This window comes from Mesorhizobium sp. B264B1B (genome assembly GCF_020165765.1).
Classification (GTDB): domain Bacteria; phylum Pseudomonadota; class Alphaproteobacteria; order Rhizobiales; family Rhizobiaceae; genus Mesorhizobium.
In genome coordinates this window covers 41,950-61,089 of the sequence record NZ_JAIUIS010000019.1, presented here as the reverse complement: position 1 = coordinate 61,089, position 19,140 = coordinate 41,950, and the positions used below count along the sequence as shown (strand labels likewise).

Genomic DNA, 19,140 nt, shown 5'->3' with positions numbered 1-19,140 from the left:
GTCACGGGATCGCGATTAGCGACCAATGCATGACGCCCAAACGATGCATGTCGCCCAAAAGCGGGCTCTCGCCTTGTGAGAACGACGTGCACGACGCGCTTTAGATGCGTCCGAGCACGACCAGAATAATGACGATCAGCAACACAAGCCCCAGCCCGCCGCCACCATAATAACCGGTTCCGTAGAACGGACCGCCGCCGAGGCCGCTGAAGCCGCCGAGCAGGGCGAGGATAAGGATGATGATAAGGATGGTTCCAAGACTCATGGCTTCCACTCCCGCAGGCACTTGCGCGCCGGTTCGGCACTTCTGGGTTGAGAATGTTGCTCACAGACAACGCTTTGAACGCGTTCGCGTTCCACCTAATGCAGGACGTCGAGAAGGCGACGGCGCAATTCGTGCAGCAGTCTTGCCGCAACGGCGGGCTTTCCGACCGGCCACCGCGCAGGATACGATACAGCTGAAGGTACGTGATCACGACGTGGACGGCGAGATTGTAGAAGGAAAAAGCCGACAGCAAAAACAGGCAGTTGAGCGTCAAGATCGGATCCACTTCGACTTATCTCGATCTTGCATCGTCAGATCTGTGAGAGCGGATTTGCAATTCATGCTTGCATTTCTGGAACAAATAAGGAACAGTAGGGAACCTAGCTGCCAAGGCGGATTAAAGTTTTGGGGGGACCAGCGATATGATGAGGTGGAAGGATGCGCGGCTCCTCGCCGCCGCGATCGCGATGACAAGCCTTGCGCCCGACCGGTGGCCCTCAGCCGGGCTTGGCGCCGCTCTCGCCCGGAACACGCCTGCGCTCGCAGCCGAGAAGGATTATGCAACCTGCTTCGGCGAGGACATCGAGCCGGACAAGCGCATTGTTGCCTGCTCCGCGATTGCGGAGGACGCCGCAGAGCCGGCGCGCAGCCGCGCCACAGCCTATTTCCAACGGGGCGTCGCTCTCGGCGACCAGAAGCAATACGACCGATCGATCGCCGACTACAGCGAGGCGATCGCGCTCGATCCGAACGACGCTTCCGCGTATCTCAACCGCGGCGCCGACTGGTTCAGCAATGGAGACGACGACCGTGCGATCGCGGACTTCAACATCGCCATCAGCCTGGAGCCGTCTTCCAGCGATGCCTACAGCAACCGTGGCCTCGCCTTCCTGCACAAGGGCAAGATCGACGCGGCCATCATCGATTTCCAACAGGCAATCGAGGCGGACCCTCAGAATGGCAAGGCGCATGCGGGCCTGGGCATCGCCTGGGACAGGATGGGCGACCCGAAACAGGCCCTGGCCGAGTATGACGAGGCGGTCCGTATCGATCCCAACAACATATTGGCCAATGTCAAACGCGGTATCGCCCGCGCCGCCGAGAGTGAGTTCGATCCCACTGTCACCGATGACGATGCTGAACAGGCGCCCGGCGAGGACTTATCCGCCGCCAAGGATACGACCAGCAATCGCGCAGCCGCAAAGACCTTGATCGAGCGTGCGGGGATGCGGCTGTCGAAATATGGCCTCGAAGGCGCGCTTCTCGATTTCGACAAGGCGATCAGCCTCGATCCCGACAATGCGGACGCCTATCTCGGGCGCAGCCGCGCAAGGACACTCAAGGGAGACAGCGCCGGAGCGGCGGCGGATTGCCTGCGCGCCATCGAGCTTGATCCGACGCGGGCAGGAAGCTGCGGCGCTCAGCTCGCCGCCGACCAAAGCAAGCCGGCACCGTTGCCGGACACCCAACAGCAAAAGCAGCGAGCCGTCGTTCCGGATATCACTGCTACCCAAGACACGCTGGCCGCAAGGGTTCTGGAGGCGACCGATCCGCGCGCCCTCGAAGCGATCCTTGGCGGCGATGCCTTCCTGGACATGGGCAAGTACGATCAGGCGATCGGCGCCTACAACAAAGCGATTGCGCTCGATCCGAACAACCGGTTCGCCTATTACGGCCGCGGCAAGGCCCAGGCCGCCAAACGCGTTTACGAGCAAGCGATCGCCGATTACGACACGGTCATCCAGCTCGCCCCCAATTTTGCTGCGGCTCATTCTCGCCGGGGCCTCGCCAAGATCACGTCAGGCGATGCCGAAGGCGCTCTTGCCGATTGCAGCCGGGCTTCAACACTCGATCCAAAAGCGCGCGACGCCTACTTCTGCATGGGCATGGCCTGGCACGCCAAGGGCGACGCGGGGCGCGCGATTGCCGCCTATTCGGTAGCCATCGAGATCGATCCGAAAGACGACGCCAGCCATTACGGGCGCGGCATGGCGCGTGCTGACAGGAAGGACTATGACGAGGCAATCGCCGACTTCGGCCAGGCGATCAAGCTCGATCCCGACAATCGCGATTACGCGGTCGCCCGCAAGGCGGCTGTGGCTGCGAAGGGACAGGGCGATATGGCGGCCGCCACGCTCGGCGCCGTCAGCTCGGCGGCGGCCACCGCCAGTTCAGCCGCCGGTTCGGCCGCACCGAGCGATACTGATTCGGCCGCCAAGGCGCTTTTCGCCAAGGGTCGGAGGCTGCATGAGAAAAATGACTATGACGGCGCCATAGCCCTGTATGGCAAGGCGATCGCACTGGTCCCGGCATTTCATGACGCCTATCTGGCCCGGGCCATGGCTTGGGAGGCCAAGAACGATTATGCTCATGCTGTTGCCGATTACACGCAGGCGATCGCGATCAATCCGAATATAGCCGAGACCTACTACAGTCGCGGCCAGAACCTCAGTTTCCAGGAAAACTACGACGGGGCGTTTGCCGACTTCGAAAAGGCCATCAATCTCAACCCCGCGGACGCAAGGGTCTATGCCGATCGAGGCCTCCTATGGATGGGAGGGCACGAGGACGTCGCCGCGCTGCACGATTTCGAAAAGGCCATCAGCCTCGATCACAAGAACCCCTTTGGCTATTTCGGTCGAGGCGTGATCCGAACCAGCAGAGCGGACTATGAAGGGGCCATCGCGGATTTCAGCCAGGCGATAAGGCTTAAGCCGGATTTCGCAACCGCTTACGAGGCGCGGAGCCGGGCGTGGGAAGCCAAGGGCAACCGCAAGCGTGCTCAGGCCGATCGCAAGAAGGCACTGAGCCTTGGGGTAGATTAGACGGGCTTTTCGGGAGGGCGCGGATTTTGCGTTGGAGTGGTTTGGGCGTAATGGCAGTCGCCGCTCTGTGCTTTATTGCGGTAAAGGTTTTGCCTTGGGCGCAGCTCTGACGAGGCTGACGAAAGGCAATCAGCTTGAGCAGCGCTGGCGCCCGATGCGGTTTGATCCCTACCCCAAATAGAAGTTACTGAAATAGTTGCCAAAATCCGGTTGCCGGGCAACGGGCTCGCCGTCCCCGTTCCGGAGGATGCCGGCGGCGAAGAGATAGGAACCGATCGCTTCCATCTTGGCCGGGTCCATGCTGCCTATGGCGCCGTTTCGCCGGCGCAGATAGTGCCCGTCGATCAGCGTCTTCAGCGAGGCGTGGATCAATGCCGGATTGGTCAGGGCGTCCTTGTTGGCGGCGATCAGCAGTGTGGCCGCTTCTTCGGGATGATCGACGGTGAACTGGTAGCCGCGCCGCGTTGCCCGTATGAAGCCCGACGCCAATTCCGGATTTGCACGCAGATACGCATCGCTAGAGGAGATCAGCGTGGTGTGCTCGTCGGGCACGCCGTAGTCGGCATAGACGAAGCTTCGCTGTTTAACGCCTTTCAGTTCTGCCTCGACGCCTTCCCAGGTCGAGACCTCCAACGTGAAGTCGACCGAACCGTTGGCCAGCGCCTCATAGGCGGACGTGCCGAGCGTCACCGTTTCGAAAGCCCCCTTGCCGCCGTCGTGACGGATGATGGTCGAGATCAGCGCGTTTTCCCAGGCACTGCCGAAACCGCCATAGGTCAGGCCGTCAAGATCCCTGGGGGTTTTGATCTCGTCACGCGCTGCATTGAACACCAGCCGTCCGGTTTCGGACTGCACCACGGCATAGACCGCCTTGAGATCGGCGCCGGCGGCTTTCTGGGTGAAGAGGCCGATGGAGCCGTTGATGCCGAAATCGGCAACGCGGTTGGCAACCAGCGTGCCTGCACCGGTATCGCTGTAGGGCAGGATGTCGACCTCGAGGCCGGCCTCGCTGTAAAACCCTTTGTCGCGAGCGACGAACAGGCCGATATGGTTGGTGTTGACCGTCCAGTCCAGCGCCACCGTTACTTTCCGGGCGGCCGCCTGGGCAAGAGATCGGCCTGGCCGGGCTATAAGGGGAAGGCCGGCAGCGGCAGTGAGCAGCAAGGCTTGCCGGCGCGTCAGGTCAGTCATGGTCCGTGTCCTTCTGGTGGCTCGGGTTGAGGAGGATGTCGAGGATCTCGGCTTCGAGGGTGCCGGCCTGCCGTGCAGCGCCGCCGGCCAGTTCGCGTGGACGCGGCAGCGGCACGGTGATCTCAGCGACGACGCGCGCCGGCCGCGCCGAAAGCACATAGATGCGGTCGGACAGGAACACAGCTTCGCGCACGTCGTGGGTGATCAGCAGCGCCGTCCAGCAGTGGCGCCGCCACATCTGTTCCAACCAGCGTTGCATGGCGGCGCGGGTCAGCGCATCGAGTGCGCCGAACGGCTCGTCGAGCAGCAGCATATCGCGTTCCTGCACCACGGTGCGCAGCAAGGCCGCGCGCTGGCGCATGCCGCCGGAAAGCTGCGCCGGAAAATGCCGTTCGAAACCGGCAAGCCCGAATTCCTCGAACAGCGGAGCAACGCGAGCGCGGGCAGCCTTGCGCCTGACACCTTGCACCTCAAGCCCGAGCGTGGCGTTGTCAAGAATGCGCCGCCAAGGCATCAACGCGTCGCGCTGCGGCATGAAAGCGAAATGCCGGCCGTGGTCATCGAGCGGCTTGCCGTCGAAGAATATCTCGCCCTCGCCGTGAAGCGCGCCGGTCAGAAACTGGAACAGCGTCGACTTGCCGGCGCCGGAGGGGCCCAGAATGGAGACGAATTCGCCGGCGCCGACGCTGAGCGAAATGTCGGCAAGCACGTCGAGTCCTTCGAAGGCCTTGCGCACATGTCGCAGTTCGAGCCGGTTCATCGCCACGGCCCCTTTCCTGCGGCCCGCCCGCCGGCGGTCCGTTCCCATGGCATGGCAAGGCGCTGGACCAGCATCGTCAGCCCGAACAGGACGAGCGTCAGCACGGCGCTGACGGCGACGGCGGCCAGCACCAGGTCCGGGCGGAAGTTGTTCTTGGCGTTGAGCATGTAGATGCCGAGGCCCTTCGCCGCGCCCGCATATTCGGCGAAGATGGCGCCCACGACAGCATAGGTGATCGAGATCCTGACACCGGCGAAGAAGTAGGGCAGCGCCGAGGGCAGCCGCGCCAGGACGAAGACACGCCAGCGCCCTGCCCCCATGGCGCGCAGCATTTGGCCGATCTCAGCCTCCGTCGCCTCATATCCTTCGGCCAAAGCCACCAACATCGGAAAGAAGGTGACCAGCGCCACCAGCATGATCTTGGGCATCAGCCCAAAGCCGAACCACAGCACCACCAGCGGTGCAATCGCCACCAGCGGCAAGGTCTGGCTGACCACGAAGACCGGAAAAAGGGCGCGCCGCAATGGCTGGGAGAAGTCGATCAATATCGACAGCGCAAAGGCACCGCCGAGCGAACAGGCAAAGCCTGCGAGCGTGGCACGGAGGGTTGGCACGGCGTTATCGGCCAGCGCGTGCCGGTTGAGCATTGCCTGAGCGAAGACGCGCGATGGCGCCGGGAGGATTGTCGGCTTGATGCCACCAAAGCGCGCATAGAGTTCCCACGCGGCTAGCAGCAGCCCCACCGAAAGCATCGCCGGAGCGGTTCTGGCGATGAGGTCCACGATCGGACGCGAAGGGGCGGACGGGGAGGACACGCAGGTACCCGGAGCGGATGGCGCGCGGCGCGCCGTCAGACGGCGGTGGGGCTGTTGGCCGAGACGGTGACGTCGAGCGTTACGTGGCCGGCACCCGGCCCGAAGCGGCAAAAGGCCTCGTTGAGTGCGGTAAAAATGGCGCCTGCGTCGCCGCGCAACTTTGTGCAGAAATGCTTGGAGCGCTCATATACGCCCGACTGCTTCAGGAAGTCGATGCAGCCATAGATCTCGTCCATGTGGTCGTCGGTGCCCATGACATAAAGCGAGAACTGCGCCGCCGCCGGCTGGCCGGTGGCGGCCACGCCGCGCACGGCGGCGATAGCGGCTTCCTTGCGCGGGCCGAGCGGCCCGGCAGGTCCGCCAAACGCGTCGGAGCGGCAGATCAGATCGTCCGGCTCGCCCGGGCAGCCGCGCGAGATGGCGGCCGAAAGCACGCAATGCTTGCCGCTGCGCGCTGCCGCCACGAACAGGTCGCGCATGGCAGGAAACAGCACCTCGGGCGGTCCGACCAGCAAGGTCGAGATATCGTCGGTCTCGATCCGCAGTCGATCACGATAAGGGTCCAGTGCCCCGAGCGCGCCAAGGATGACGCCGACAAAATCGCTGGACATGGGATATAGGGAAATCTGTGCGCCTGAAAACATCGCCCGCCTCGCTCCGCTGGTATTACCCAGATCAGCTTCTAGGGTCTGTGGGCTTGCCGCCCCCGTCTCAGCCCCGACCGTACGGAGCACCCCTGTGGATGGACGCGTTAAAGCACCAATCGGGCGGCTATGAAAGCTGTTTTTTCAGGACCATCGCCGGAAATGCATTGCGCCAGGCCTGATTTATGGGCGGTTCCGTCGGGCCCGGTCTTGAGGGAAATTTGTCCGGAACCTTAGCCACGACGAGTGGTTGTCCCTATAGTCGCAAACGCGACGAACTTCGTGGAAACGAGCGAAGACTTCACAGAAATGGAGACAAACCATGCTCATGAAAATCCTCGCAGCTTCGGCTCTTACCATTGGTCTCGCGACTTCGGCGATGGCGCAAAGTGCTGGCGGAAACGGCGCCAATAATGGGCCCGGCAGCGGCCAGTCGGTCACGGTCGACCCGAACACGCCGGCATCGCCGAACACGGTGGATCCTGGCACGACCGGCAGCACGACCGTCATGCCCGACGGCATGAATTCGAACGCGGACCGGAACTGTCCGGCCAGCCCACAAGGTGCTCAGCCGGATGCCAGCCACACCGCTCCGGGCACCGCTTCGCCGACCGTCAATGACAAGCATTGCGGCAAGTAGCCATTCGCCGAAACTGCTGGAGAACGCCACGGGGCGTCTGTTCCGTGGCGTTTCCGTCTCTTTATGTTTCACCCTCGCCGAACAGGCAGGCGCCTGAGACGTAAACCGCCATCGGCCTTCGTCTCGGTTCGGGCGCCGTCTACGAAACAGCCTTTTCGCGAACCGGCAGCTTCCAGCCCGGCCTGACGAAATGACAGGTGTAGCCGTTCGGGTATTTCTGCAGATAGTCCTGATGCTCGGGTTCGGCTTCCCAGAACGCGCCGGCCGGAGCCACCTCGGTGACCACCTTGCCGGGCCACAGGCCCGAGGCGTCGACGTCGGCGATAGTGTCTTCGGCGACGCGCTTCTGCTCATCGCTGGTGTAGTAGATCGCCGAACGGTAGCTCATCCCCACATCGTTGCCCTGGCGGTTGCGTGTCGTCGGATCATGAATCTGGAAGAAGAACTCCAGCAGCGTACGGTAGCTCACACTGGCGGGATCGAAATTGATCTCGATGGCTTCGGCATGGGTGCCGTGGTTTCGGTAGGTGGCATCAGGCACGTCGCCGCCGCTGTAGCCGACGCGCGTGGACAGGACGCCCGGGATGCGTCGGATCAGATCCTGCATGCCCCAGAAACAGCCGCCGGCAAGCACCGCGCGTTCGCTTGAAGTCGCCATATCAAATCTCCCCAAAGCAACTCCGGGGAAAGGTTGTAGCCGTTTCCGTCCGGAATTGCGCACGATAAAACTGGAGGCCCGACGCTATGACAGCCGCTCCAGGATTTCCCATAGATGGGCATTGTCGTCGGCTTCGTCCAGTCGACGGGGGCGTCCTGCTGCCGATCACCACGGACGCGCGGCGTCACTCCCCAGGCCTGAACCTGCGCACCACGACCTCGAATACGATATCCGATATCCACATCGCGCAGACGCCGATGAGGAATGCGGCCGCCAGGGTCGTGGTGTCGTCATTGGCCATCGGCAGGCCCATGGCGCGGGAATACTGGACCACGGGCAGCGTCAGATAGGCGGCGGCTAGCGCGCCGCAGATCGGCGAGGCCACCATCTCGCGCGGTTTGTAGCGGTGGCGCGACAGCGCGCGCAATATGCCGCCGGAAAGGCCGGCGACCACCACCGGCACCTTGATGCCGAGCACATCGAAAAGATCATGCATCATTTCATTGTCTCGCGATCAGGAAACAGAACGACCGATCCGGCACCGAAGATGAGCAGTCCCAGAGCAGCAGGGCCCGAATCGAGCGGCAATACGATCGTCATGGTTTCCACCCGCACAGTTTCTCGCCCTTGCGGTTGTGCGCCAGCAGCATCCGGACTTCCGCATCCGACAGCGCTGCAACGGCGGATGCGGACAAGCGCATCGGGCTCGAGACCGCGCAAAATCCGCCTGTGACGGTGGTGCAGCCGGCTACCGCGACAAGTGCTGCGGCCGCTGCGACAATCAATCCCTTGCCCATGACCTGAGCTCCTTTCGGGCAGTGGCGGCGGGCAGCGCGCCGATATCGTTGTCAACCTGGTCGGCGACGTCGCGCGCCGCCGCCTCGGCCGCGGCCTGCCGACTACGTTCGGCGCGCTCGCCGGCAAGCCGCTGGCGAACACCCCAGCCAAACGCAGCGACGATGGCTGCGCCGATGCCGAGAACGGTCGAATTGCTGAGCAGGAAGGAGAGGAGCGCGCTCATTGGTTTGGCGCGTCCTTGACGAGATAGCCGACGGCAAACACGGCTAGCGGCAGCAGCGTGGCCCATGTCTCGGCATCGTACCAGGACGGCCAGACATTGCGTACGAAGACGCCCGAAATCGAAACGGCGGCGGCGGCGATGGTCGCGGCCGTCAGCTTGTTGGTCGGGCGGATGGTCGGCTGGGTTGTCGTGGCCATGATCAGAACATTCCTTGCAAGGTGGCGGCGACGTGGTGCCAGGCGGCGTAGGCGACGAGCAGGCACGCGACAATGATCCCGCCCGCCTTGGCGGCGGCTGGGATGTTGGCGCCGGCAGGCGCCGCCGCGACCGGTTCGACGGCATCTGTGGCAGCAGCGCCGCCCGGCGCCGCCGCAGCAGCGGTCGGCGCAGGATCTGGCCGCGTGGCCGATGCCTCGCCTGCCCCGACAGCCGTCAGCAGCAGCGCCTGTGCGCGGACGGATCCGACCCGGCTCGACCAGCCTTTGCCGAAAGTCGGCCAGGTCGGAAGCCGCTTCAGGAAAGCCAGGCGGGCATCGCAGAGATTGTCGATGACGACGGCGGCCGGTCGGGAACCGACGGCCGCGAGCGTCTCGGGCCCGATGCGGCCGTCCTGGGCGGTGCCGACCACTGCTTGAAGATATTTCGCCGCCCTGCTTGGCCCACTGTTCACGGCATAGTCGAACACCGCGTAATCCACGCCGTCGGGCAACTCGGCGCCAGCCACCGCATCCCAGTAGAAGCGGCGGTACACCGTGGCGAGTTGGGCATCGCTGATCTTCCTGAGATCCGCCTTGGCGGCATCCGCCTTCACGTAGCGGCGGAAATTGGCGAGCGTGACGCCCTTCATGGTGGCGCCGCCCGGATCGGCCGGATTGTCCGACCAGCCGCCTTCGGATTTGAGGACGAGCGCAAGCGCCCGCGTAAAATTGCGGTCCATGATATCCCTTTCGATTTCTTGGTGGATGAGGTGAGTGGGTGATCGCCGGCAGCACAGGGGTGCGGATAGTCGCCGTTGCGCGCGCCTCGGTGCCTACTTGCAGTGCGTCAAAACCGGAGGTCGCCTTGCGCGCCGGCCGACGCATGGTTAGAAAAAATACAATTTTAGGACGAACAGGTCTGGGATGAGAGACTTTGTTGGCGCCGCGCGACGCCTGGCCTTCAACAGCCTGTCGGCCGCCATCGATCGCCGCTGGAACGTCGACCCGCTGGGCTCGGCGCCGCGTGCCTCGAAAAAGGAATATCTGAGGCTGTTCGAAGCCACCCGGCGCGTCTCATTCCCTGAGATCGACAGGCTCGAGGCCGAAACCGGCTTTGCCGTCGATCGCGACTGGCTCGACGAACTGGCCCTCCACACCCAGATCACCATCAAGACCAGCGCGCTCGCCTACCCGCACGGGCGGGTGCTCTACAGTCTTCTTCGCCGCCAGCTGGCCGACAGCCCAAGGCCGTTCACCACCGTCGTCGAGACCGGCACCGCGCGTGGTTTCTCCGCGATCTGCATGGCCAAGGCACTCGCCGATGCCGGCGCCTGCGGGCATGTCGTCACGCTCGACGTCCTGCCGCACCATCATCGCTTCTACTGGAATTGCATCGACGACCATGACGGCAGGAAGTCGCGCGCCGAACTGCTTCGGCCGTGGCAGCCGCTGGCCGACCGGATCATTTTCCTGCAAGGCGATTCACTCCTTCAATTGCCCAGGGTCGGCGTGAACCGGATCCACTTCGCCTTCATCGACGCGCAGCACACCAGGAAGAACGTGCTGGCCGAGCATCGCTGCGTTTCGGGCGTTCAGCGCGAGGGCGACATGGTCGTATTCGACGACGTCACGCCGGGGTCCTTCGATGGCGTGGTCGAAGCGGTCGCCGAGATCGAGCGGCAGGGCCGGTACGAGGTGCGCCGTCTGAACGCGTCCAAGCAAAGAACCTATGCCTGGGGCGTCAGGCGGTGACGAGACGAGAGCCCGGATAAACCATCGGAGGCGAGACCTTGCTCAGAAATATCGCCCGCAGGCTTTATCTCGGCATGCGCCGGAACATCGACACCCCGCCCCATGGCGGCCGATGACTACCTGAAGGTGCCGTACTTCCCCATGGCGACGAAGCATTGCTGATCCTGCAAGAAACCGAACTAGCGCACCACCCAGCGATTGAGCCTGACCGCGCGGCCGGCAGCGGCTGCTGCCGGCAAGGCATTGGTCAGTGTCACCGTGTTAGCCGAAGGTGCGCCGTTCACAGTTGTGTGGTGCCATTGGAGCTCTGCTCCGGTAATCACAGTGTCAAGTTCGATTCCAATACGGTCGCCAGCCGTGATTCCCGCGACGCTTGCTAAGCCAATCGTGGTGGCACCGGAAATGGCGGCGGTGGAGACGGTGGTCTTCAGTAGGAATGTATTTCGATATCCACCAAATTGTGCCCGCTCGATGGTCGCTCCAACGGGAAGATAGCTTTCCATAAGGAAGCTATAGCAAAGCCGGCTGATGTCGGTCTCTTGATCACGCAATCGCAGTATGGGCGCGGCGAAGCCTTGTTCAAAATCGATACTTTCAATGATCGTTGCGCCAATCCATCCGGACGCCCCAACGAAGAATGAGGCAACAGATGGGTGTATCCACAGCCAGTTGGTCGAAAATTCATAAACCGATGCACCGGTTCGAGCGATTGACTGGCCGTTGCTACCTTTTGCATAGTACGGGGCATTGCCTGACAACACGGTGCCAGAGGCGTCGAAACAGATGACCGTAATGGCGCGCGAACCGTTAAGGAAGTTGAGGAACGCGTGCTGTGTGGTGTTGGCTTTTTTGTAGATGTGGCCGACAGCCTGGCCCGAGCTTGACACCACAAGTTGGCCGTCGCCGTTGGCCCGCGACGTGCGCGCCGTGACACCGTTGGTCAGGAAGGGCGATGGAGCTGTATAACCGCCGGTCGCGCTGTCGTACAAAACGACGCCGGGTACCGTGATGCGGCCCTCGGCCTGCACCGGAAAGAACCGCTCGCCCTGAAAGCGCCTCACCAAGTTGGCCCCTCCAGTCGGCCTATTCGACATATCTCGCAGCGAGACAAACAGGCGCTTCAGATCAGGCGAAAGGATGTTCGCGTCATCGATGCCTGACGCGCTCAAAAGATCAATGTTGAAGGAGGCGAAGCCAGTCGCGGATGGCACGTTGACGAGAGCAAGTGTGTTGGTGAAGGCGCTGTAAGTTTCGATGCGCGCATTCTTGAAAAACACGGTGGTCAGGTTGCTGGTGCTGCCTAGCGCGGCGTAGATGAAAGCTGCATGGCTAACGCCGGCCGAGCCACCATCAATGCCGATTTGGGGGCTGTCGATCAACACCTCTTCAACGGCAGCGGTCCCGGCGAGAGTCAGCTTGAAGGTCCCGCGACCCGCCGCCTTCTGGTTGGTGCCGATGTACCAGGTTCCACCGCGGAACTGGTTGTTTACGAAATAGCTCGCGCCAGCCAGATCGCAATGCACATGGGAGCCGTTGTTGTAGAGAGTGATGATGTTGAATTCGTTGCTTACCCAATTTGTATTTGCCGTCAGGCCGTCGAAATAGAGCCCTTCGTCGTAACCACGGGCAGCAAGCCAGAGCTTGCTCTCGGCCATGCCGCCGAAGTGAATGCCTCGCGTGTTGGCGACAACAGATTTGTCTGGTGTATTCTGGACTTCCAACCAGATCTTTGCGCCGCGCAAAACATTCGTTCCGGTCCCACCGATGCGGACCGCCGAAAGGCCGTCGAAAGCACCGCGTATCAGCGCCCCCTTGCCATTGATCTCGCTGATGTCGCGCCAGTCGATAGAAGAGCCAACCGCGTAGTATGTTGCTACGGCAGGCAGGACGAGCACGGCCTTGGTAATCCGGCAATAGGAGCCGAGCGCGTTTAACGCAAGCGCGTTGTCGGCAAGCCCTTCACGGGCGCCAAACATCGTGGCGGTGGCGACGCTTTCATTCAACACCCAAAACCCGCCATTGACCGCATCGGTCGTCCCGTCCGGCATGAAGCGGTCGGCGGAGCGGAAATAGGCCAGCGCCGGGTAGCCGCCGGCGGTGATCGCCGCGCGCGACATGCGGGCATAGTTGGCGCCGCCCACCAGGGTTGCCGGGGTCGTGAAGACCGGGGCGTAGAATTGGGTCCTGATGCTCTTGACGCCGGCAGCGATCGTCGAGCCCGATGCTGTCGCCACGGATGCGTAGATCGGCACGTTGACGCCCGAAACCTGCGCGGCGTCGGCGGCATATTGCTGGGCCAGGTCGCGCGCGAGTTCCGCGATGTGGATGACTGCCGCCAGCGCTCCGCCGATATCCCCGAGCGGATCATCCGACAGATAGTAGGAGATCACGATGTCGCTCGTGCCGATCACAGGATTGAGGGTCTGGAAAGCGTAGACCAGGCCACCCGAAGCAACCCCCTCCTGCACGTGAACGGTCGTTCCCTTCTGCATCGTGCGCGCGGTGCGGGCGTCCGCGGCGCGGTACCAGTAGCCCTCGCTCGCCGTATAGATGCCGTTCAGCCGGGCGTCCGACTGGTTCTTGACCAGCACCCGGTCGCCGACGGCGGTCAAAACCCCGTCGATCGTCTTCAGGCCGAGGATCCAGGCAACGCCGTCGACGATGACCGTCTCCAGGTTTGCCGTCGTCGCCAGGCGCACGGGTTCGCGCTCGCCCGTCAGCAGGCGAACGGCGGCAGTTGCGGGTCGGGCCATGAGGCTTGCTCCATAAAAAAAGCCTCGCGAAAGCAAGGCTTGGAATTCGGGTTGGTTGGCGGCGTGGCGACGGGTTCGGATGGGATAAGCGCTGGCCCGTGCGGCCACGGCGCCACGGTCATTCAGGTTCTTCCTTGAGAAGTTTGGTCACGATCGCTCGGCTAGGCGAGAGACAATTCAGCGGTCGGTTTTTTGTCCTTGGGCACGCACTTCCTGAACAAGCAGCAATGCCGGCTTGCTCCCGGACTGGCTGCCGTGTTAACACCCGCGCACTGCGGTGGCTTGCGCTATGGGAGCGTCAATGTCGCAGCGCTTCCACAAGGTGTGATTTCCGATGAAAAAATCCGCGATTGTCGTCGCTGCAAACGACAACCGCACGGCAGAAGAAAGGCCGTTCGCTTCCCGGTACAAATCCGTTGGAGCGGTGACGGCGCCGGCGGATTCACAGGCAGGAGGCGAAGAGCCGACCGAGGCCCGCGCCCTGACGGCTTTGCAGATGTTCTGTCGCGTAGCGGGCGTCTAGATCGCCTTTGAGGCTTCATCCAGACGGCAAGGACAGGCTCTAAAGTCCCGACCCGCTGTATCTGGTGGCCTCCTTCCACAAGGCGAGCGCAAGGGCGGGTGTCCGCCCCTTCACCGCATATTCGCGGTCCCGGTAGCTTCCCGCCGCGATCCACACCGTTTTCGAGCGTTGATAGATCGTAATGCCCCGCTCGTTCGCCCGCGCGAACAGTTCTGTGTCATTTCGATACATCGGTTCCAACCCCTGTGGCCCCCTCAAGGGGTAAGGTGCAACGAACATGCCAAAGTTTACGCCTAGCTAATATTACACATCGCAGAGCTGCCAGCTGCGCCATCGAAGTGCACTGGCAGCCCTAATGCCAAGGTGTTCCGTGGGTGTTTCCGCTGTATTGCACCTGAACTGCCGCCAGGTAACAGAATAGACCAATCCGGAAACATTTGCTTAAAATTGTATTCTTCGGCCATCGGGCGCCGACCGGCCAGAAATTCACCCCACCAGGAATTTGGATGACGGAACTAGCTCTCCTTCAGTTCCGGAAATTCGTCGGGCATTTTGCTCCGCCTCCATGGTGAGGTCTTTGTATCGCGCCGAGCATGCCAACCCACTGGCAAATCTGCCAATTGTGCAACCGTATTATCAAGCTCTACCACTTCGGCCAAACTCACCAAATTAGGTCGCCTTGATCAACTTCAGCTTCATCTCCGTAGAATTGCCACGACTCATCATCGGCATCATGTGAGGCGTAGGCAACCCAGCCGCCACCACCAAATATTTTTCGGGTCGATATGACGGCCAAATTTTCTGGATCTTCGAACTTCCATTTATCCATATCTTAGGCTCTTCTGCCTGCCGAGACATCATTCTTGAAGCAGCGGCAGAATCTTTTCGTCGAGGAATTTAAGCCGTCCACTCAACATCTCGGCGTTGGCGGGATTCGCCGGGACATTAACGGGAATGAGCTTCGCCACGGACTTCCCTTGCCGCGCAGCTTCAACCCACTCATCCATTGCACCGATATATCCGTCCAGCGCCTCGTACGGGGTCTCCAAATCGTCACCGGGCATGTACGCTGGGGGTACATCACCGACGAGCACCCATATCCATCGTGGCACATCTGGTTTCCCGGGTGAAATCTCGAAGAGAAAAATGTATATTATCCCTTCGGCACCATATCCGAAATACTCGCCTTCGATTCTCCTTACCCAGTCGTAAGATTGGATATATTCACGAGCTTCCAGAAGGGCGCTGTCAAGGTCATCATCTGCACCTGGGTCGTCTGCTGGTAGAGGAAGACGGCTTACTTTACCGAGATCCGGGGTAATTTTGCTCACAGTTTCTCTCCACTACTTATCTTAGTCCGCAGCCATCGTCTCCTAGCCCAGCGCTGAAAATCGCCGGCTTCCATGTGGAGCCTTATGTGCTCTTCCCTGGTACGAGGCTTAATATTTGATACGTGATCTAGCCCACCATTGGCGACGATAAGATCTTTTCGTCGAGCCCGGCTGACATTAAACCGAAGGCAGATGTGTGACGCTGCTCAAAATTGGATTTGGCATTGATCGTCATGATTAACTCGACACTTATCCGAGGCGCTTTAACGTTCGTCGGCAACGACGCGGGCGACCCCACTACTTATTGCCGACGTCGAACGGTTGGATGGATGCGGAAGGAAGTCCCAGTTCATCAAGCACATCGAAGGCGCGCTCCGATATCACGAGGTTCAGTTTCTGATTGACGCCGAAGTCGTCGTGACCTGCTCTACCGTCCACCTTGAGCCAAACAAACGGAGGGAGCTCGACATCGGGCTGCAGCTCCAGAAAATTTTCGGATTTGGTCACTTCGGCAGGAGCGAATGTAGCGCCGGAGATGCCAATATCGAGCAATCCGCGCTTGGCTTCTTCCGTCACCAGGAAACAAGGAAAAGTGGTGACAAGCGCGTCGCCGAACCATCCCTCAACCTGATAGTGGAGCTTGCTCACGGCAGGCGGATGGACGCTGGTGTCCATAACAGTGTTCTCACCCAGCCCACCAGCCACGTCAGGCCTAACTTCATAATATCGCATTATTCACCTATCGGTGGGTCGAACAGATGCCCATATTTCTTGTCTAACTCAGTTGCGTAGTCAAGCACTTGCTGCCGGGTTGCCGTGATGTGCGTCTTATAGAATTCATCCCACTCGGCTCGAATCACTTTTAAATGCAAATTTACGTCGAATTCCTTTCGGACACCACGGAGATTTTCGAGTGAATGTATCTCTTCACTTGCAAAAAGCCCTGGGTATCTATCAAGAACGTTTTGCTCGACACTATGATGAACAACATAATCTCCCTCGTTGAGTGCGGGATTCGCTTTAAAGAACGTTTTTCGGTAGTTTTTTGATTTCGTCCACCCAACCTTTGCACCGGCATATTTAATCATGGAGGCGTCCCTAGAAAGCAGAGAAGCCAGCATTGCAGCTTCAAAAGCACTTTCGGATATCTCACCGGATCGCGTTCTACGGCGTCGAGACTGCCGAGAGACCGACCGAGCAATGGCTTGTTGGGATCGAAGGGTTTCGGCGTCGACGCCACGAACAAGTATCTCGCCGCCTTTGGCAAGTTCAGCCGATCGCTTCGAAAATACGGAAGAGCTCTCGACCCAGGGCTTGGCAATACTTTTGGCGCCCTGGAAAACCTCACCCACCAACTTTTCGCCGGGAAAGGTACCTAAGGCGTCGAGCACTGCATCGCTGTAGTTTCCATCCAGGGCGGCATTCAGGGCTTCGTCGAGCGCCAACGAAGCTCCCACGACAGGTGTGAAGTCGGCTACCGAAATACCGTCATTGCCGAGGCCCTCAGAGCCTACAAGCTTTTGCGCGGCGAACCGCCACAGACTTCCCGGTTCACTATCGCCAGCTATTAGGTTCCCTAACCGCTCTCGAGCCGTCAGGTACCGGTTGGTTGCGTACCCAGTTGGTACCGACCATCCCGACTGGACGGTGTTCTGCAAATCGAGCACGCCCATCGGGTCGACGCCTGCTGCCCGAAGCGAGCTGTTCGCGGCATCGTTGTCTGCTTGCGACGCACTGGCCTGCAAAAGATGGCCAAGCACCGCTTCAAGCGCCTCTTGATTCGGCAGAGCGGCAAGCACATTGCGCAGCTCTGTCTGCTGAGATTTGGGCGGGTGAGCTTCGTCTTTAAATTTCCCTACAACGCCTTTTGCCACAGAATTCGGCAACGGCTGGACGGGGTTGAGGCCCAACTGCTGTTGGGCGGCAATCGAGCCAACGATCGCGGTCTGATAGTCCTCCGGCTTCGAAAGATTATTCCAAGCTGCGTCGAGGGCCGCGAATGTCTTGCGTACATAACCGCCCGGATCGCCTCGCCTCGCTTGAAATGTCAGGTCCGCCGCGGCGGCTATTGCATCATAACGCGCCCGATCCTCTTCTGGCGTCGCACTATCGGCCTTGGGCGCAGACTCTTTGACCATGGCCTGCACGGCGTCATTGGACATTGTGCGCATGCCGTGGAACTGGCGACTGACATCAAGCGCTTGATGGAGAGCCTGAAAACGCCTGAACCCTTCCGTCGCCCCATAGAGCCCCACGAACTGTTCTGGCGTGAAGGTCGGGCCCGAATAGCTGCCAGTGTCCCTGATCGCCCTAGGTGCGTTCTGTTCGGCGAGGCCAATACGGGTGCGCATCTCAACTTGCTGAGAAGCGTGAGCCGCCTGCGCCTGTTGGAGCAGCGCCGACCGGTCGTCTTGTGGAATGTCTTCCCCAAATGCTTGTGCCACAATTTCATCCGGCGCGAGCTTGCCAACACGATTGCCTTTCGCTGCCGCCGTATCTGAACTGCCGGCAAGACGGATCCAGCTAACGTCGGAGGCATCGCTGCTGGAAGAGTCTGCCGGCGCCCCGCCCAACATCTCGGCGGCCCGCTTCGGATCCTGGGCGATCATCGCCTGAACCAGTGCCTTGGCCGTGTTGCTGCGCCAGGCCACTTCCGCCGCTTGCCTGATAACCGGGTTTCCGATCTTGGCGATCAGATCGGACCCGTTCTGCCGGATCGCCTCGAAAGCTCCGATGTCGTTCGGGTCGCCTTTTGCGATGGAGCTGGTGGACATGGTGTCGACCTTCGCCCACTCCGCCAGCTCATACTCATCGCGCTGCTTTTGTTGCCGCTGTGCCATGCGCGGCGAGCCGGCCGCGCGCATCGGCTCCTTCTGCCTGGCGAAAGCGGCGCGCCGGCTCTCCGGTATGTCAGGCAGGGCCTCGTCGAACAGCCTGTCGAACAGGCCGGGCTTGACCACCTGCCCGCTGCGCGGATCGACCTCGCCATACATCGCATCGTGCAGGCCGCTGCCGTCGGCCGGCGCATTCGCCGCCACGTCGTCTTCCGCCTGCGCGATGCGGTCGGCGAACCGGCGGCGCGCGAGCTCCGCGTCGAACGCTTCCTGCCGCTCCTTCATCTGCCGGTAGCGCTCGGCGACGGCCGAGAGCTCGTCGCCAAGATCCTGCATCGCCCTGCCGGCCGGCGACCCCTCGGGATAGGAAACGCCATTGCCGGCCTCGAGCCGGCGCTGGGCAAGCTGGAGTGGAATCGTCGCCATCAGTAGAGCCCTCCCGTGAAGGCGCCGCCCGGCGCCGGCGGGAAGGCGCCCTTGCCGAAGGTCACGGCCTTGGTCGGGTCGTAGAGACGGGAGAAACCGGACACGAGGCTGCCGTCGGCCTTGAAGATCGACGCCGCCGCCGCCTGCCTGCCGGAGTAGCGCGCGAGCGCCGCCTGGCTGTCGAGAGTGTTGCGGCGCAGCGCCGAGCCGTACTGGATCGCCTTCAGGTCGAGCTGGCCTTGCCTGGCATTGGCCGCCAGCACCTCGGCCGGCGAGCCCGATAGGCCGACGCCGGAGGCGCCCGCCCGGGCCCGCGCCTGCGAAAGCAGCAGATCCTGCCTGTGGCGCTCCTGGCTCTGTTCGAAGGCGGCACTTTGCGCATCGGCCTGCGCCTGCTGCCCGTAGGCCTTGGCCTGGTAACCGGCCGCCTGGTTTTGCTGCCGGCCTTCGATCAATGCGCCACCCACGGAGATGGCCGTGCCGAGAAGGGCTAATGTGCACATGG

The 19,140-nt window shown here is 61.6% G+C and carries 22 protein-coding genes and 1 riboswitch; of the genes, 4 read left to right on the top strand and 18 right to left on the bottom strand.

From position 1 onward, the window contains the following. Nucleotides 1–100: 100 nt before the first annotated feature. Entirely contained in the window at nucleotides 101–265 is a 165-nt protein-coding gene (locus LB547_RS28560) for a DUF3309 family protein (protein WP_023757858.1), read from the bottom strand. 422 nt (nucleotides 266–687) lie between these two features. Between LB547_RS28560 and LB547_RS28555 the strand changes: the two genes are divergently transcribed. Next, the gene (locus LB547_RS28555) at nucleotides 688–3,090 is read left to right on the top strand and encodes a tetratricopeptide repeat protein (RefSeq protein ID WP_140672460.1); all 2,403 of its coding nucleotides are present in this window, start codon (nucleotides 688–690) and stop codon (nucleotides 3,088–3,090) included. Nucleotides 3,091–3,258: 168 nt separating this feature from the next. Here the strand turns inward: LB547_RS28555 and LB547_RS28550 are convergent, their stop codons facing one another. The 4 genes from LB547_RS28550 to LB547_RS28535 all read right to left on the bottom strand — a co-directional run bounded on the left by LB547_RS28550 (nucleotide 3,259) and on the right by LB547_RS28535 (nucleotide 6,500). Beyond that, entirely contained in the window at nucleotides 3,259–4,281 is a 1,023-nt protein-coding gene (locus LB547_RS28550) for an ABC transporter substrate-binding protein (RefSeq protein WP_140515905.1), read from the bottom strand. Next, on the bottom strand, nucleotides 4,274–5,041 hold the full coding sequence (locus LB547_RS28545; RefSeq protein WP_140515907.1) for an ABC transporter ATP-binding protein: 768 nt from the start codon (nucleotides 5,039–5,041) through the stop codon (nucleotides 4,274–4,276). The genes LB547_RS28550 and LB547_RS28545 overlap by 8 nt, the downstream gene beginning before the upstream one ends. Next, on the bottom strand, nucleotides 5,038–5,793 hold the full coding sequence (locus tag LB547_RS28540) for an ABC transporter permease (protein ID WP_140500165.1): 756 nt from the start codon (nucleotides 5,791–5,793) through the stop codon (nucleotides 5,038–5,040). The genes LB547_RS28545 and LB547_RS28540 overlap by 4 nt, the downstream gene beginning before the upstream one ends. A gap of 98 nt (nucleotides 5,794–5,891) precedes the next feature. Next, nucleotides 5,892–6,500 carry a YkoF family thiamine/hydroxymethylpyrimidine-binding protein gene (locus tag LB547_RS28535; RefSeq protein ID WP_140515909.1) on the bottom strand — a complete coding sequence of 203 codons (609 nt, stop codon included), beginning with the start codon at nucleotides 6,498–6,500 and terminating at the stop codon, nucleotides 5,892–5,894. Beyond that, nucleotides 6,491–6,604, bottom strand: a riboswitch (TPP riboswitch). Its footprint overlaps the gene before it by 10 nt. Nucleotides 6,605–6,822: 218 nt before the next feature. Here LB547_RS28535 and LB547_RS28530 point away from each other — a divergent pair. Continuing rightward, nucleotides 6,823–7,140 (top strand): hypothetical protein, encoded by a 318-nt coding sequence (locus LB547_RS28530; protein WP_140515911.1) that lies wholly within the window; start codon nucleotides 6,823–6,825, stop codon nucleotides 7,138–7,140. Between the two features lie 139 nt (nucleotides 7,141–7,279). Here the strand turns inward: LB547_RS28530 and msrA are convergent, their stop codons facing one another. The 6 genes from msrA to LB547_RS28500 form a co-directional block, all read right to left on the bottom strand. After that, nucleotides 7,280–7,798, bottom strand: a complete 519-nt coding sequence (gene msrA, locus LB547_RS28525; RefSeq protein WP_140759857.1) for a peptide-methionine (S)-S-oxide reductase MsrA — start codon at nucleotides 7,796–7,798, stop codon at nucleotides 7,280–7,282. A gap of 184 nt (nucleotides 7,799–7,982) precedes the next feature. Beyond that, entirely contained in the window at nucleotides 7,983–8,294 is a 312-nt protein-coding gene (locus LB547_RS28520) for a hypothetical protein (RefSeq protein ID WP_140759908.1), read from the bottom strand. Between the two features lie 100 nt (nucleotides 8,295–8,394). Further along, complete coding sequence (locus LB547_RS28515) at nucleotides 8,395–8,595, bottom strand: hypothetical protein (RefSeq protein ID WP_140561068.1); 201 nt, start codon at nucleotides 8,593–8,595, stop codon at nucleotides 8,395–8,397. Then, nucleotides 8,580–8,819, bottom strand: a complete 240-nt coding sequence (locus LB547_RS28510) for an ABC transporter permease (protein ID WP_140499931.1) — start codon at nucleotides 8,817–8,819, stop codon at nucleotides 8,580–8,582. The genes LB547_RS28515 and LB547_RS28510 overlap by 16 nt, the downstream gene beginning before the upstream one ends. Next, a complete protein-coding gene (locus LB547_RS28505; protein WP_140499933.1) occupies nucleotides 8,816–9,016 on the bottom strand; it encodes a hypothetical protein in 201 nt (66 codons plus the stop codon). The genes LB547_RS28510 and LB547_RS28505 overlap by 4 nt, the downstream gene beginning before the upstream one ends. Before the next feature lie 2 nt (nucleotides 9,017–9,018). Then, on the bottom strand, nucleotides 9,019–9,756 hold the full coding sequence (locus tag LB547_RS28500; protein ID WP_140728471.1) for a glycoside hydrolase family 108 protein: 738 nt from the start codon (nucleotides 9,754–9,756) through the stop codon (nucleotides 9,019–9,021). Between the two features lie 184 nt (nucleotides 9,757–9,940). Between LB547_RS28500 and LB547_RS28495 the strand changes: the two genes are divergently transcribed. Beyond that, the gene (locus tag LB547_RS28495) at nucleotides 9,941–10,768 is read left to right on the top strand and encodes an O-methyltransferase (protein WP_140759854.1); all 828 of its coding nucleotides are present in this window, start codon (nucleotides 9,941–9,943) and stop codon (nucleotides 10,766–10,768) included. A 179-nt stretch (nucleotides 10,769–10,947) separates the two neighbouring features. Here LB547_RS28495 and LB547_RS28490 read toward each other — a convergent pair whose 3' ends face one another. Then, nucleotides 10,948–13,521: a hypothetical protein gene (locus LB547_RS28490; RefSeq protein WP_140515919.1), complete on the bottom strand. Its 2,574-nt coding sequence runs from the start codon at nucleotides 13,519–13,521 to the stop codon at nucleotides 10,948–10,950. Nucleotides 13,522–13,855: 334 nt separating this feature from the next. Here LB547_RS28490 and LB547_RS28485 point away from each other — a divergent pair, with 334 nt between their 5' ends. Beyond that, the gene (locus tag LB547_RS28485; protein ID WP_140521537.1) at nucleotides 13,856–14,044 is read left to right on the top strand and encodes a hypothetical protein; all 189 of its coding nucleotides are present in this window, start codon (nucleotides 13,856–13,858) and stop codon (nucleotides 14,042–14,044) included. A gap of 39 nt (nucleotides 14,045–14,083) precedes the next feature. Here LB547_RS28485 and LB547_RS28480 read toward each other — a convergent pair whose 3' ends face one another. From LB547_RS28480 to LB547_RS28455, 6 genes are all read right to left on the bottom strand, one after another. Beyond that, nucleotides 14,084–14,275: a hypothetical protein gene (locus LB547_RS28480; RefSeq protein WP_140759851.1), complete on the bottom strand. Its 192-nt coding sequence runs from the start codon at nucleotides 14,273–14,275 to the stop codon at nucleotides 14,084–14,086. A 430-nt stretch (nucleotides 14,276–14,705) separates the two neighbouring features. After that, a complete protein-coding gene (locus LB547_RS28475) occupies nucleotides 14,706–14,873 on the bottom strand; it encodes a hypothetical protein (protein ID WP_181177972.1) in 168 nt (55 codons plus the stop codon). Nucleotides 14,874–14,901: 28 nt separating this feature from the next. Beyond that, nucleotides 14,902–15,375 carry a hypothetical protein gene (locus tag LB547_RS28470; RefSeq protein ID WP_140685701.1) on the bottom strand — a complete coding sequence of 158 codons (474 nt, stop codon included), beginning with the start codon at nucleotides 15,373–15,375 and terminating at the stop codon, nucleotides 14,902–14,904. 297 nt (nucleotides 15,376–15,672) lie between these two features. Continuing rightward, the gene (locus LB547_RS28465; RefSeq protein WP_224655991.1) at nucleotides 15,673–16,050 is read right to left on the bottom strand and encodes a hypothetical protein; all 378 of its coding nucleotides are present in this window, start codon (nucleotides 16,048–16,050) and stop codon (nucleotides 15,673–15,675) included. A 56-nt stretch (nucleotides 16,051–16,106) separates the two neighbouring features. Next, the gene (locus tag LB547_RS28460) at nucleotides 16,107–18,635 is read right to left on the bottom strand and encodes a hypothetical protein (protein ID WP_181177971.1); all 2,529 of its coding nucleotides are present in this window, start codon (nucleotides 18,633–18,635) and stop codon (nucleotides 16,107–16,109) included. Beyond that, on the bottom strand, nucleotides 18,635–19,138 hold the full coding sequence (locus LB547_RS28455) for a hypothetical protein (RefSeq protein ID WP_140657731.1): 504 nt from the start codon (nucleotides 19,136–19,138) through the stop codon (nucleotides 18,635–18,637). The genes LB547_RS28460 and LB547_RS28455 overlap by 1 nt, the downstream gene beginning before the upstream one ends. Between the last annotated feature and the right edge of the window lie 2 nt (nucleotides 19,139–19,140).